Genomic DNA, 13,985 nt, shown 5'->3' with positions numbered 1-13,985 from the left:
TGCCGCAGCATCGCAACCCGGGTTCATTGAGGTGAAAAACCCATGAAAACACCGTGGAAATTCCTCGCCGAATTGACGTCGCGGCGACGATGGGCAAAGGAACATGAGAGTTCGGGCGGGAATGACACCGATCCCGCAGCTCTCGATCACGAGGCGGAGCAAACGCCGGCACCTCCTTCAATCGAAGTCTCCACCTTCGCCAACCGTGAGAAGGTTCCGGTTGATCAAGTGGCAGCTGCATCGGATGAGAGGGAAGACAGTCGCCAAGTCGCGCAGTCATCGGCACCGCCGGCTGATGGCGAAGAGGAACGGAAGGCCGAGCCAAGAGGTTCCCGTCATTCGGATCCTGGGACTGATGGGCCGGCCGAGGCTAGTGTTAGGTCTCGGAGAAAGCCTCGGCTCAGCAGCGCCGAACGGACAAAGGGAAGCTGGGTGACCGTGGTCGCGCCGAGTGCTGCAGCTCCGCATGAAGGTCAAAGCATGCAGTCCGCATCTTCCCGGGATGCCTTCTTCGATGAAGTGGCAAGCCTTGATGAGGACATCAAGAAGCTTAGAAGTGAGCTCGCTCGCAAACTAGAGCGACAGAACGCCCAGCTCAAAAAGATGCTGAAGCGCTTCGACATTTCTTGAGCTTGGCATGGAATTTAGAGGTCTAAGAGTTAATGAAAACACCGCAGCGAAAGTTCGTCGTCGAATTCAAGTCAGGCCGCCGGCGATCGACTGCGCATCCTGGCTCGATCTGGGGAAGCACTGACATCAAGGCTTTTGTCCGTCAGGCCGAGACGGAAGCGCCGCACCTGTTCAAATCCGAGATGGAATTGGAGGCTTCAAATCAGCCTGTCGAGCTTCCGCAGGGTCAAAAGCTAGGAAACGAGCCCGATCAGAGCGATGCCGTCATCGACCAAAACCAGATCGCCGCTCCTTTGATCGAACCGGTGCAAATCGATCCATCGCGGAACGAGCACGGTCACGTCGGCTCCATCTCGCAATCGAAAAAAATTTCGACCGCAAGGCCGGCAAGTCCGGCGACGCGCATCGATCAAAGGCGCTTAGAAAATCATGTCAATGGTGCAAGCAACGCCCGCGGCGAGGAGCCTTCCGCCGCTTACGTCGAAGCACCCGTTGATGAGTTGGCTGCACTTGATGCGGAAAACCGACGCCTCAAGGCATTGCTGATTAAGCAACTCCGCCAGGAGAACTTGCAGCTTCGACAGATGCTTGAGCGATTTGTCGTCTTCTGAGTTTGTACCTCCGCAAGTTTTCGAGTTCGGCAATGCGAGCTCGGTGGCGTCGTTCGCGCGGAACCTTGCCCTCATCGAGAGCGGTTTCGGCAAAGCTATCGTGCCTCAGCTCGGAATCGCGGCCCAAATAATCAAGCCAGTCTTGAAGCGCTATAAAAGATTGCGCGATCCAGCGAGGTCCTTACCGAGCGACACGAGAGTGTGCCGACTCATCCAGGCAAGGCAGACTTTGATTGGAGCTTCGCGGCTTATTGAACGCCGCCGTGGCCATGCAGACGCCAACGAGCTGCATTGTAGCGCCGATCGTTTCGGCAGAGGATGGCAGCCGCTCCTCGAACATAAACCCGTAGGCAAAGCCGAACACGGTTTCGGCGACAATGAGCTGGGCAGCAAGCGCCAGCGGCAGACGACGGGAGGCGACCACCCAGAACCATGTTGCGAGCCAAGAGCCGGCCAGCCCCATCACCAACGCCCAGCCCACGAAGCGCAAGACCTCGGAACCCGAGATCGTATCCGTCAGATCGAACGAAGCCAGCGGCAACAGGAGCAAGCTGCCGATCGCCGCACCGACGCCCTGTAATCCTGTCCATTGCAGTCCGTCTGGCGCGTCGGGCGACCGCATGACCGCGGCGTTGACCAGGCCATAGATGATCCAGATTACCAGCGCCACGGAGCTGGCGAGGACACCGAGCATGATAGATGCCGTTGCGGCGAGATCGACCACGCCGATCGTCGCGACATTGACGATTGCCACCCCGATCACAATCATTGTCAGAGGCATGACAAGAGCTCGCCATGGTGCTGATCGGTCCCGAAAGTTGGCAATGGTCGCCAGGAACACCGGCATCGTGCCGATGATGACCGGCGGGACGGCCGCGCCGGCGAGCTGAACGGCGAAAGCAGCACTGACGAAATAGCCCACATAGCCCGCGCCACCAAGAAGCAAGCCGACGAGGAGCCGCGATGGTGCTATCCCCGTGGGTCGAAACCGCCGATCGATCATCAGGAGCAGGCAGGCCGAGCCAAAGATGCCATAGCGGGCAATGGCCAAATCCCATGCCGTAAATGGCGCGATCGCGCGCGGAGCGACGAAGGTCAGTCCCCATAAGGCGCAGGTGGTAAGGCCCGCGATAATTCCAAGCAGCATGATGTTCCCCTTTTTGGAGCGATCATGCTATGTGATCTGCCGATTTTATATGGCCAGACAGTGGATCGGCAGCTATTCTGCCCGCCATGTCAAAGGCAAAAGCACCTCAAAACCTTCAAACCGAAAATTCGACGCTGGATGGCACGGACGCTCGCATTCTTGCCGCACTGGATTCCGATGCCCGATTGTCGATGAGCGAGCTTGCCCGCCTTGTCGGTATGTCCGCGCCGAGCGTATCGGAGAGGGTTCGTCGGCTGGAAGCCGCCGGCGTCATTCGGGGTTTCACCGTTGATGTCGACACCCGTGCGATCGGCTATCAGATACGGGCCATGGTGAGGATTAGGCCGCTACCTGGCAAACTGCACTTGGTCGAGCGGCTCATTCAGGAACGGCCGGAGTTCGTCGAATGCGACAAGATTACCGGCGACGATCCTTTTCTCGCTCGCCTGGTCGTCCATTCGATCGAGCAGATGGACGATGTTCTTGAAGGGCTCTCGGAACACGCCGTCACCAGCACGGCCGTCATCAAGGGGACATCTGTCAAACGGCGATTGCCGCCCCTCTAGGAAAGAGCCCAGCCTCGGGCGCGCTTCGTCGTAAATGATCGCAGTCAGAATTGTCTAGGCTGGATGAGATCTGCCAAGTTCACTCAGACAGTCAACCCGCGACATGATCGCTGGTGCGAACTCAAAACTGGGTAAAGTCGATCATTGGAGTTCGGAGTCCTGTGCTACTGAGCGCAACGACCAAGAGGCTCGATGCCTCGTCAATTCATCAGATGGGACTAATGGACTTGCCCGCCGATGTACGTCATCGTGCTGGCCAGGGGGCACATATGGGCAACGTTATCGATTTCGATCCGCGAAAGCGTCGGAAATGGAAGGCGAAAGGCACACCGTCTCACGGACCGCAGAGGCGCTCTGCCCGCAAGAATCCAATCAACAGTCAGCTTCCCAGCTGGGTACCTGGCGCAGCGCTAGCGACAGGGATTGCGATACTCGCCACCGTTATATTCACATCGCCTATGGCGTCCGGCGTCGGCTGCGGCATCAAAGGTAATGTCAGCCACACCGGCGAGCGAATTTTTCACGTCCCTGGCCAAGAATATTACCGCGAGGCAGTGGTCAATCCGTTACGAGGGGAGCGATGGTTCTGCACTGAGGAGGCGGCGCGCGAAGCTGGATGGAGGAAGGCATCTCAGTGAGCCCTTTCTCTGATCGATGCGTTAGGCGAATGGCCACAGCGTATTCGAAACAAAACCGAGAGCGCCACCTGTTGGTGCGAGCCGAATTCAACCCCGCATCGTAGCGCCTTCGAAGAGAGGTGGAAGACTTGCGGCCGTCGAGGGGCCATCACAAGGGGCGCTTGACGATTTGCGAAGGTCTTGTCGCAACCAGGCAATAGGGGGATGACACGATGACATCTGGGGCGGTGCCTCCGCATTACTTCATCAAGGAGCCTATTCCAGCCATATTCGAGGTCTGCGGGCTTCTATCAGCCGCGGCGGACGCTCATCTGAACGGCGAACGCCAGGTCGCCGACGCCCTGTTTTGTCAAGCTGACATGCGGGAAATCTGGAACTGGATCAATCCGGACTGGGAGAAGCCTCATCTGAATGTCAGGAATCATCAGCCCGAAGGCGACACGCAAGAGATTCCGAAAACCATGCGCGATCCAGTTCGGCACCCGCCGTTGCACGTCAAGGCGGCGGTCTTGGCGCGCGACGGGTATCGATGCCGTTACTGCGGCATTCCGGTGATCCATGCCGATATCCGCAAAATTGCCCACGCGCTTTATCCAGACGCCGTTCCCTGGCAGGCGAGCGACCCGGGCAAACAGCACGCAGCCTTTCAATGCCTCTGGCTCCAGTACGACCATGTTGTGCCGCATAGCCACGGCGGCGCGTCAGCCGAGGAGAACATTGTCATCAGCTGCGCCCTGTGCAACTTTGGCAAGGATAGGTACACGCTGAGACAGCTAGGCTTATGCGATCCGCGTCTGCGGCCGCCGACGCCGATCCTCTGGAATGGTCTCGAATGCTTGAGGGCCTGTGCGCTGCCGCGATCAAGGCGACCTAAAGCGTCTGCCGCAAACGGGAACGTTCGGGAGGCCCTCGAGGCGGCTCCTCCGAAAACTGGGAATCTGGCCTATTCCAACGCCTTCTTTCTGCCCGGGTCATGGATACGGGGGGAATATCTCTATACCCCGACGATAGCCGGGAAGGAACGCTGGTTCAAGATTGGTCAGGAACTAATTGCGGAGCCAGCCACACGGAATGGCATCAACGGCTGCCGCCTGCTATGCGATCCAGCGCTGTTTCGGCGGCGCGGTTTATCTCCGGAAGCATTTCTTGATCCAGAACAGATTGATGGGGCTAAAGCGGTCCTTCGATCACCATGAAACCGCTGCACGAGCAGCGCGGGGTACTCCGGAAAACATCGCAGTTCAGAAGGGGCAAGATGAAGAAGAGATACGCAATCGTGCTTGTGGCAGCCGCTCTGATCGCCGCGCCTGCCATGCCCGCGGAAATCACAATCGGGCGCTGGTGCGACCGCATGTTACCAAATTTGCCGCGGTACAATCGGACGATCGAGATCGTGATATTTGAAGCCCACACTCCGATCGGTCGGAATAGCTTCGCCGACGGTTCAACGAACGAGCAAATGCTGGAAGAACTGGGCGGCGACTTCTATGCCGTCTCAGAAAGTCCGAGTCCGAGCGGCGACAGGTACCGTGTGGTGGCTTCCTCCGGCGATCTTCAATTGCTCGACGAGGACGGCATCGTTAGGACAGCGCGCAGGCTAGAGTTCGTTGGACATGAGAACCTCCACGAGCGGAGCCGTTACGCATGATGGCGCTGGGTCCTACTGGCGCTCGGTACGATACTGAACAGGACCTAAGTCCGGCTTCCACGTGTGGACCAACTGGCATAGCGTGTGGCGTCCGCCCCCTGAAGGACGCTGGAAGGCTTGGATAGGTATGTTATGAGTCCCCTCCAGGCCTTCCACCCAACACGGAACCTTGGCCTGCGAACATAGTTTCGATGGCCCTGGAAAATCTCCTCCTTGCGGTGTTATCCAGAACGCAAACTTCGACGCTGGTGCGATACTCGGTCACCTATTTCAATGCCGAAGGGGCTGCGGCCGAGCTGAACCGATATCCTCCCGAAACGTTCGCCCCGCGTGGCAATTATCTACTTTGGTCTGGAATGGTGAAACATGGGGCGGAATAAAGCGCTATGACGATCGCAATGCCGAGTCCAAACACATCCGGACACTTTCGGACCTGCTCTGCCCCTTGTCCGCAAGCTTATGCTGGAGCTGGAGGCTCAGACCACGATGGCGTCAATTGCACTCAGTCGAAAACAGACTTGGCGACGAAGCAGATGACTGATGGCTGAAGAGAACAATACGGTCCCCGTAGCAAGATTAGTACGAATTTAAGGCAGCTGCTGTTTGATGCCCGACCGGATCAATTTGAACGCAAGGGATATGCCATGCCGACTGGCGAGCATCGAGCTTCGCTGAAATTTATGGACGTCGACATCCTCGCACCCGAGGATGTCCTCAAGCCGCGTGCCGAAACCGAACTTCTCGGCAGGCGCGCCGTCGACTACCTCAGGGAGATCGGCGCGCGCCGACCTCTGCGGGTGGTGGACATGTGCTGCGGCAGCGGCAATCTCGCCGTGGCGATCGCGATCCACGTCGCTGATTGTCGGGTGTGGGCCACCGACCTGACGAATGCCGCCGTCGGCGCGGCCAGGCGCAATGTCAAGCGCCACGGGCTGTCGGATCGCATCGAAGTGAGGCAGGGCGATCTGTTCGCCGCGCTCGATGGTGACAGGCTCCAAGAGACGATCGACCTCGTCGTCTGCAATCCCCCCTATATTTCCGCGTCCCGCCTCGACGGCCCGAGCGCCCATCTTCTCCGGGGGGAGCCACGGGAAGCCTTCGATGGCGGCCCCTTCGGGCTGTCGATACACCAGCGCCTGATCCGAGACGCCGTCGCCTTCCTCAAGCCGGGCGGGTTTCTGATGTGCGAGTTCGGAGAGGGGCAGGACCGGCAGGTCGCGAGCCTGATCGGGCGCAGCAAGGGATACCAATCTCTCGAAAACGCCGTTGATCCGCGCGGTATTCCGAGAGTTGCCGTCGCACGGCGCCTGGAGACCGATGACGGCGCAATGAAAAGGCCTGTCCGATGAGTAGCGTTCGGCCGCTCGAGGCCGCCGACATCGACCAGGTGGCCGCACTTTACCTGGAGACTTTCCTCCGGCGCGGCAAAAGCCCCTCTCTGGATCTGATAACCTGTCTCGAGAACTTCTATCTGAGCGGACCGACCGTCGATCGGCAGATTCCGTCTCTGGTGCATGTGAACGACAAGGGCGCGATTTCGGGCTTCGTCGGTGTTAACGTCGTCCCGATGAAATTCTCGGAGAACCGGCTGCGCGCCGCTTTCGGCGGCACGTTGATGGTGCGCGATCGAGAACAGGATCCCATGGCTGGAGCGAGGTTGCTCAAGACTTTCCTTTCAGGTCCGCAGGATCTCTCGTTGAGCGAAACGGCCAATACGACCTCGCTCGAAATGGCAAAGGCGCTCAGGGGCGTGCCATTCGCATCCTACAGCCTCGAATGGATGCGCATCCTCAAGCCGGCCGCGTTCGCCTGCGATATGGCGCTCAGAAAGTCATCCTTGCGGAAGTGGGCGTTGCCGGCCGCCCGCGGGCTCGACTGGCTCCACGGGTGGAGCGGGTATGCCGGCGGCCGGGTCGCAAAAGATGCCGCTCGGACCGCAAAGGCGGAGCCGGTGAAGCATGTCGACGCCGAAGCGTTCGCGGGTTCTGTGGAAATCCTGACATCGCATTATCAGTTGCGGCCCGATTGGCCGGGGCCGCAGTGGCGGCACGTCGTTCGCGAGGCATTTGAAAAACCTCTTTACGGACAGCCGGTCGCAGCCCTGGTGACCGGCAACGGTTCGCCCATCGGCGCCTTCCTTTATCATCTGCGCGAGGGTGGGGTCGGCCGCGTCCTCCAGATGCTGGCGCTGCCCGGCCGCGAGGGCAAGGTCATCGATTGCCTGCTCGCCGATGCCGATCGGCGCGGAGCCGCGGGCCTGCGAGGGCGCACACATCCCGCCTTTCTGGAAGCCATGCTCGGCAGGAATATGATGTTCGCAAACGTAACGAACACCGTCGCCTTTTGTCGCGACGAGGCGATCATCGATTGCTTCCGACGCGGCCAGGCGTTGGCGAACGGCCTTGCGGGAGAGAGCTGGGGCCGCCACATCGGCGGCAATTTCACCTGATGACCGAAATTTACGGCACCTCAGCAACATCGCCGGCCAGTTGCGGCCTGGCATGCAGGTAGGCCGTCGACTTGCGCTTCGAAACGATGTCCCGCCAGACCCGTTCGACCTGCTCACTCGTCAGTCCGGCCGCAACGCCAATATCTGCAGAGGAAAGCCCGTTGTTCAGGCCATAAAGGCAGATGTCCATTTGGGCGTATGGCACGGAGAAGTAGAACTCCTCCTGGGTCTGGGCCAGGCTGTAAGTGTCAGTGGTTGGCGGGCGGTTCAGGATTTCGTCAGGGATGCCGAGCGCAGCGGCCAATGCATAGACCTGGGTCTTGTAGAGGTGGGCGATCGGCTTCAGGTCGGCGGCGCCGTCGCCGTTCTTGACGAAGAATCCCTGGTCGAACTCCAACCGGTTGGGTGTGCCAAGCACAGCGAAATTCAGCCGGTCGGCGTGGAAATATTCGATCTGCTTGCGCGTCCGCTGTTTCATGCTGGTCGCCGCGACGATGCCGAGATAGACGGAGATGGGCAAGCGGTATGTACTGCGGTTCCCGTCCGGATCCTCGACGACGAGAGACGAGAGACGAAACCCTTCGTCCGAGGTGAGATCGGCGATCACCACCTTCGACCGCCACTCGGCGCAATAATCAGACACGACCTGCCGGATGAAGCGGTCACGCCGCTCGTAGCAGCCGAGCGCGGCCAGCGCAGGAGCGATATCCTCCTCGATGCATTCGATTCCGAAAAGGTCCGCGACGCGACGCCCGAGACGGCCGCTGTCGGTCTCCGAATCGTGCTCCGGCATTAAGAGGGCAAGCACGTTTTTTGCGCCAACGGCCTTGACGGCGAGCGCCGCACAGACGCTGGAGTCGATGCCGCCGGACAGTCCGACGACCAGCCCGCGCTTCTTCATTGCCCGCAGCTGCCCGCGCATCTCCGCCGCGATCCGGTCGGCTTCGGCGGCGCAGTCGATCTCGAGAATCGATGCGGGCGGCTTCGGTTCCGTGATCGCGATGCTCAACGGGCGCTCTCCAGCAGTTCGCCGGCCAGCTTGCGGCTGACCTTGCCGGTATCCGTCTTCGGAAGGCTCTCCGCGAAGGTCAGGTATTTCGGCACCATGAATTCCTCGAGGTTCAGTTGGCAGTGGCGGATGAGTTCGTTCGCCGTGAGGGCTGCGTCGCGCGAGACGACCATGGCCGAAACGGCCTGCCCGACAACAGCGTCGGGTATCCCCATGACAACGGCCTCGACGACAGCGGGATGCGCATGCAGGACGGCCTCGACCTCCTTGGGAGAGACCTTCTCGCCGCGTGTCTTGATGATGTCGTCGCGCCGGGCGACGAAATAGAGGAAACCGTCCTCGTCCCGCCGGAAGAGATCTCCCGTGTGGAGCGCGGGCAGGTGGGAAATCGGACCTGTGCGCAAGGCGCGAGCCGTCGCGGCCTGATCCCTCCAGTAGCCCTGCATGACGTGAGGTCCCTGGATGACCAGTTCTCCGGTGACATTGGGCGGAACGATATGCCCGTCCCTGTCGACGACGAAGGCATGCGTACCCGGAATGGCGATGCCGACTGAATCCGGTCGCCGGTCCAGCTCGAACGGCGGTAGATAGGTGCAGCGCTTGCATTCCGTCAGCCCATACATCGAATACAGCGAGGCATCGGGAAACAGCCGCCGCAGCCTTTCGATATGTTCGACGGGCAGGGCTGCGGCCGTGTTGGTTATGTATCGCAGCGTCGGCAGGAAGCCCGGCGCGATATCGCGCATCTGCAGCAGGACGGCGGCCATCGTCGGCACCAGCGGCAATCCGGTGATCTTCTCCCGCCGCATCACGTCGAACATCGCGGCCGGAAAGGCGAACGACTTTTCAAGCAGCAACGTCGCCCCCAGGCGGACCGACATCAGCAGTTGATAGAGGCCGTAGTCGAAGGCCAGAGGAAGGACGTTGAAGATGACGTCGTCGGAGGTATTCTCGAGATAGGAAATGATCGAGCCCGATGCCGCCTCGATGTTGCGGTGGGTCATCATCACGCCCTTGGGCCGCCCCGTGGAGCCCGAGGTATAGACGAGCATCGCCAGATCGTCTTCGCTCCCATCATGCTCCACCCGATCGGAAGGCGCCGAAGGGCCAACCTCGAACGCGCCGACCTCATCGGAAGCCGCCTCGGCGTCGAGCCCTGTCGACAGCACGAACGACGCGCGGCTCGTGGCCGCCTCCGCCAGTACGCTGCGCACGACAGGAAGCAGGCGGCCGATCGTCAGGATCGCCGCCGGTTCGCAATCGGTGACGATATAGGCGAGCTTCGACGCTTTCGTCGATGAATTGATGACCGAGAAGACGCCGCCGGCCTTCAGGATCCCGAAGATGGAGACCGCTGCTTCAGCGCAATTGTCCATGAAGACGAGCACGCGATCGCCCCGGCGCAGGCCGCGTTCGAAAAGGACGGTCGCGAGCTGCTGGGAGCGGGCCTGCAGCTCGCCGTAGGTCATCCGCTCGGTGCCGGCGACGATCGCCGTCTTCGCGGCGAACCGTCCAGCACTTTCTTCGAGGGAGCGTTCGACACGCATGTACGCCTCCACTCAGGCCGATGCGCGCCACGTCTTCGAGAGCACGAAATCGGCGATCTTCGCGACGGAATCGAGATTGGCCGGCACGATTTCGTCATCGGCCATGGTGAAGCCGAAGGTGTCCTCGATGAAGGCTACCAGTTCCAGCACGCCGGTGGAATCCAGTATCTCGTTTTCGATTAGCGAGCCGGCGTCGTCAGGCATCGGGCTTGGGTCGCCGAAGAGAAAGTTCTCAATGATGAAGGTCCTGATGGTCGGACGCGGATTGTCAAACATATTTGTTGCCTCTCTTGGTGTTGTCAGGCGACCGCACGGGCGGCCGATCCTGCAGAAAAGGTTTCCTGCCAAAGCTGCGTTGAAAGTATTGCGACGAACGCGGCATTGTCCCTGAAGCCGGACGGCGCGCCCATCGCGCATTTCCTGTGAAGTTTCTCGACCGTCACCGGATCGAATATCGCTAACCGCTCGATGCTTTCCGCTCCCATGGCGGCCTCGACGAAGGCACGCTTCGTTTCGCCGACGAAAGCCTCCACGTCCGGCGCCCGATAGGGCTGCTTGCGGCGCCCGGAAATCTCGCTCGGCAGCAGCTTGTCGGCCACGCCGCGCAGCACGTGCTTTTCGTCGAGGCCCTTGAGCTTCTGCTCCGGATGAAGTCGGGCTGCGAATTCCACCAGGCGGTGGTCGAGGAAGGGAAAACGTCCTTCGATCCCGTGCGCCATCGCCATCCGGTCTCCCTGGCTGGACAGGATATATCCGGGAAGAAGAAACCGCGTTTCGAGGTACTGCGCCTGGTTCAGCGGATGCCAGCGGCGGAAATCAGCAGGCAGGAGCGAGACGATTTCCTCGGCAGCGTCATAGCCGGCAAGAGCGCTTTTGACGTCTCTTGAGAAGAACATCTTCGTCGCCGACGTCGACCGGAACCGCGGCCGGTGGGAAAACAGGGGATCGCCGAGTTCTGCCGAGCCCGCCATGAAAAAGGCGGAGAGGTATTCCGGCGTCTGCCGGCTGAGGTTCGGAAGATAGGGATAAAGCCTACGAAAAAGCAACGGCCTGAACCTGGAGCCCGGCTGTCTGGTGCAGAACCTGCGCACCTTGGCTTCCTTGAAAATGTCGTAGCCCGCGAAAATCTCGTCGGCGCCCTCGCCGGTGAGGACGGCTTTGATCCCGCTGCCCCTCACCAACCGGGCGAGGGTGTAAAGCGGTGCCGGTGCCGATCGGATGACGGGCCGCTCCATGTGGCGCACAACATCGGGAAAATTGGTGGCGATATCCGCACTGGTCATCCGCATTTGGACGTGGCGCGTCCCGAGGTGCACAGCCATGATATTCTGGAAATAGCTTTCGTCGTGTTCCTTGCTTTCGAAGGCGATGGCGAATGTTCGCAGTGGCTGCGCGCCGAGTCCGGCGGCGACCGCCGCCACGACGGAGGAATCGAGGCCCCCGGAGAGGTAGCAGCCCACCTCGACGTCAGCCCTGAGCCGCAGCCGGACGGCATCCGTCAGCAGATCGTCGAGCTTCTCCTCGGCCGCACTGCCCGCATGATCGCCATAATCGGGAAATTCGTGCTTCCAGTACGGTGTCATGACCAGGCCGTTCCGGTCGATGAACGCATATGTCGCCGGTTCCAGCTCAAAAATATCCTGGAAGGCAGTCCGAGGCGCTATCGGTGCCCAGACTGTCAGGATCTGGTCGAGGGCCTTGATGTCAAGCCTCGCCTCGATGCCCGGCACCTTCAAGAGTGCCTTTGCCTCCGAGGCGAAATAGACCGCCCCACGGTGGCGGGTGTAGAAGAGCGGTCGCACGCCCATCCGGTCGCGGGCGATGAACATCCGCTCCCGCAGCGTATCCCATATGGCAAAGGCGAAATCACCGTTCAGCAGGGAAAGGCAACGCTCGCCGATGCGCTCGAACAGACACAGGATCACTTCCGTGTCCGTCGTGGTTCTGAAGCGATGCCCCTGCGCTTTGAGATCGCGCCGCAGCTCAACATGATTGAATATCTCGCCATTGAAGGAGATCACGAACCGGCCGGTCTCGCTCGCCATTGGCTGCCGTCCATTTTCAAGGTCGATGATTGCCAGCCTGCGGTGCGCGAGACCTGCGTGAGGGAAGACGCTGATGCCTTCGCCGTCCGGTCCGCGATGAGCGATAGCACCAGACATTGCGGAGAGCAAAGCCACTCCGTCAGCAACATATCCAAGATAGCCGGCCACACCACACATAGGTACCTCCAAGCGGCCGAGGCTAACTGCTGAAAGGTAAAGGACGATTTACCAAAATCGAAAGCTGCCACGGTAGTAAACATGCGGTTAACTTGCCGGATTGCCGTCGTCGACATGACTAAGTTCCATAAATCAACGATATGCCGCACCAGGGAAGTCGCGTGGTCGATCGTTCAAATCTCTCAAGGCGAGAGACGGGAAAAATCCGAAACTCGGTGGGACTATTTTGGTGTTCAGTTGCGAGCAGTGGCTGGCCTATGCAATGAAGCGCCTGCCTTTTCGGCCGCCGTCTGCAGACGCTTGTCCCTGGTCCATAATGCCGCTCGCCGATCAAGCAGTATCGAGGCGAGTAAGTGGGCATCTGTATAGCCGATGCCCATACTGAAAATGCCGTGACGATCGATCATTGTCATTACTTCGTCGTGCGTTGCGACGAACGCGTGGCGCTGGGCTGCCAGAAACGTAATCACACGCTCGCGATCTCGAAGGCTGCCAAGTGCCAGTTCGCCAACCACAGCCGGATGGCAGAGTAGACGGTCGTCCTCAATGATCGTCCGAAGCTCCGCATCGCCATTGCGAAAATGATCGATCCATATAGAAGTGTCTGCCAGTATCACTTGGCCGCCGCGCTCCGGCGACGTGGAGCTGCCTCCGCATCGGGCATAGTTCCACCGAGCGCGATCAGGCGTTTTCCGGACTCTACTCGGACAAGCGTCTCCAACGCCTGGCGGACGAGAGCCGCGGTTTCTTTTGTGCCGGTCAGGGACTTGGCCCTTTCCATAAGAGTGTCGTCGAGATTGATAGTCGATCGCATCGTTTATTATCCCTGTTCTGATGTTTTAAATAGCACCATTTGGTGACAAAATCTACGCCTAGTTCCCACGGTCGTGATGGTTTTGATCTCAACATGAATCGTTGCCAAGCCGACCATCGGCACCCTTCGCGTAGGTCTTGTTCAGCTTTATTCCGTAGGTGATGGCGCCGAAGAGCTCTCCTATGTCTCCGTACACGTTGAGATGACGACCTGTCTCGAGGTGGTAGCTTTCTGCCAGCGAGGTGGCGGCTATTGGAGCCTATGCAATACAAGTATTAAAAGCGCGGGCTGAACGAAGCCACGCGATATCTCGGAAAAAGGGCCGCTATGCAGGCGGCTTTGCAATTAGGCAATCTCCGCATCACGATTTCGATTTCCGCCAGCCGGCTGCCCAAGCTTCAAATTCAGAGCAGAACCACCGCTCTCCATACTGGGGGCTGATCTTCGTCTGTGCGTAGTATTTCTGCCCCGGCACGTGGAAGATGCGCTCGCCCGTTTCGATGGAGATGTTGCCCTTGATCCTGCACGATAGACCGGAGCCGCCAGAAGCGCTCCATGAGGCCAGCATGTCACTCGCGGTCCAGCCGCCGGCCGCACCAAACGCGAGCGCGCCGATGAGCAGGCCCGGCGCCTCGAACAGCAGTGATCTCTTCTGCGGATTGCGATAATTGCGACGCATGCCCCGTCTCCGTCATTTCGCGCGA

15 protein-coding genes and 1 pseudogene are annotated in these 13,985 nt (G+C 59.9%); 8 read left to right on the top strand and 8 right to left on the bottom strand.

The window, feature by feature from the left end:
- Positions 1-42: 42 nt before the first annotated feature.
- Both GGD53_RS15710 and GGD53_RS15705 read left to right on the top strand, forming a co-directional pair.
- Positions 43-630, top strand: a complete 588-nt coding sequence (locus GGD53_RS15710) for a hypothetical protein (protein ID WP_184457477.1) — start codon at positions 43-45, stop codon at positions 628-630.
- Between the two features lie 32 nt (positions 631-662).
- The gene (locus tag GGD53_RS15705; protein ID WP_184457475.1) at positions 663-1,241 is read left to right on the top strand and encodes a hypothetical protein; all 579 of its coding nucleotides are present in this window, start codon (positions 663-665) and stop codon (positions 1,239-1,241) included.
- 181 nt (positions 1,242-1,422) lie between these two features.
- Here the strand turns inward: GGD53_RS15705 and GGD53_RS15700 are convergent, their stop codons facing one another.
- Entirely contained in the window at positions 1,423-2,388 is a 966-nt protein-coding gene (locus GGD53_RS15700) for a DMT family transporter (RefSeq protein WP_184457473.1), read from the bottom strand.
- An 86-nt stretch (positions 2,389-2,474) separates the two neighbouring features.
- Here GGD53_RS15700 and GGD53_RS15695 point away from each other — a divergent pair, with 86 nt between their 5' ends.
- From GGD53_RS15695 to GGD53_RS15675, 6 genes and pseudogenes are all read left to right on the top strand, one after another.
- On the top strand, positions 2,475-2,954 hold the full coding sequence (locus GGD53_RS15695; RefSeq protein ID WP_184457470.1) for an Lrp/AsnC family transcriptional regulator: 480 nt from the start codon (positions 2,475-2,477) through the stop codon (positions 2,952-2,954).
- An 850-nt stretch (positions 2,955-3,804) separates the two neighbouring features.
- A complete protein-coding gene (locus GGD53_RS15690; RefSeq protein ID WP_210303228.1) occupies positions 3,805-4,788 on the top strand; it encodes an HNH endonuclease in 984 nt (327 codons plus the stop codon).
- A gap of 59 nt (positions 4,789-4,847) precedes the next feature.
- A complete protein-coding gene (locus tag GGD53_RS15685; protein WP_184457468.1) occupies positions 4,848-5,240 on the top strand; it encodes a hypothetical protein in 393 nt (130 codons plus the stop codon).
- A gap of 263 nt (positions 5,241-5,503) precedes the next feature.
- A pseudogene (locus GGD53_RS31730) lies at positions 5,504-5,720 on the top strand (GNAT family N-acetyltransferase); the annotation flags it as partial.
- 164 nt (positions 5,721-5,884) lie between these two features.
- The gene (locus tag GGD53_RS15680; RefSeq protein WP_184457467.1) at positions 5,885-6,589 is read left to right on the top strand and encodes a N5-glutamine methyltransferase family protein; all 705 of its coding nucleotides are present in this window, start codon (positions 5,885-5,887) and stop codon (positions 6,587-6,589) included.
- Positions 6,586-7,689 carry a hypothetical protein gene (locus GGD53_RS15675; RefSeq protein WP_184457465.1) on the top strand — a complete coding sequence of 368 codons (1,104 nt, stop codon included), beginning with the start codon at positions 6,586-6,588 and terminating at the stop codon, positions 7,687-7,689. The genes GGD53_RS15680 and GGD53_RS15675 overlap by 4 nt, the downstream gene beginning before the upstream one ends.
- A 10-nt stretch (positions 7,690-7,699) precedes the next feature.
- Here the strand turns inward: GGD53_RS15675 and nadE are convergent, their stop codons facing one another.
- The 7 genes from nadE to GGD53_RS15640 form a co-directional block, all read right to left on the bottom strand.
- Positions 7,700-8,698, bottom strand: coding sequence for an NAD(+) synthase (gene nadE / locus GGD53_RS15670; protein WP_184457463.1), 999 nt, complete (start codon positions 8,696-8,698; stop codon positions 7,700-7,702).
- Positions 8,695-10,245 (bottom strand): class I adenylate-forming enzyme family protein, encoded by a 1,551-nt coding sequence (locus GGD53_RS15665; protein ID WP_184457461.1) that lies wholly within the window; start codon positions 10,243-10,245, stop codon positions 8,695-8,697. The genes nadE and GGD53_RS15665 overlap by 4 nt, the downstream gene beginning before the upstream one ends.
- A gap of 12 nt (positions 10,246-10,257) precedes the next feature.
- Positions 10,258-10,521 carry an acyl carrier protein gene (locus GGD53_RS15660; protein ID WP_184457460.1) on the bottom strand — a complete coding sequence of 88 codons (264 nt, stop codon included), beginning with the start codon at positions 10,519-10,521 and terminating at the stop codon, positions 10,258-10,260.
- 23 nt (positions 10,522-10,544) lie between these two features.
- The gene (gene asnB / locus GGD53_RS15655) at positions 10,545-12,467 is read right to left on the bottom strand and encodes an asparagine synthase (glutamine-hydrolyzing) (protein WP_184457458.1); all 1,923 of its coding nucleotides are present in this window, start codon (positions 12,465-12,467) and stop codon (positions 10,545-10,547) included.
- Between the two features lie 233 nt (positions 12,468-12,700).
- Positions 12,701-13,084: a PIN domain-containing protein gene (locus GGD53_RS15650; RefSeq protein ID WP_184457456.1), complete on the bottom strand. Its 384-nt coding sequence runs from the start codon at positions 13,082-13,084 to the stop codon at positions 12,701-12,703.
- Complete coding sequence (locus GGD53_RS15645) at positions 13,081-13,281, bottom strand: type II toxin-antitoxin system VapB family antitoxin (RefSeq protein WP_013851145.1); 201 nt, start codon at positions 13,279-13,281, stop codon at positions 13,081-13,083. Before GGD53_RS15645 ends, GGD53_RS15650 begins: the two co-directional genes overlap by 4 nt.
- A gap of 361 nt (positions 13,282-13,642) precedes the next feature.
- Positions 13,643-13,960 (bottom strand): sunset domain-containing protein, encoded by a 318-nt coding sequence (locus tag GGD53_RS15640; protein ID WP_184457454.1) that lies wholly within the window; start codon positions 13,958-13,960, stop codon positions 13,643-13,645.
- Between the last annotated feature and the right edge of the window lie 25 nt (positions 13,961-13,985).

This window comes from Rhizobium aethiopicum (genome assembly GCF_014197535.1).
Lineage (GTDB): Bacteria > Pseudomonadota > Alphaproteobacteria > Rhizobiales > Rhizobiaceae > Rhizobium > Rhizobium aethiopicum_A.
This window is presented reverse-complemented; position numbering and strand designations above follow the sequence as displayed.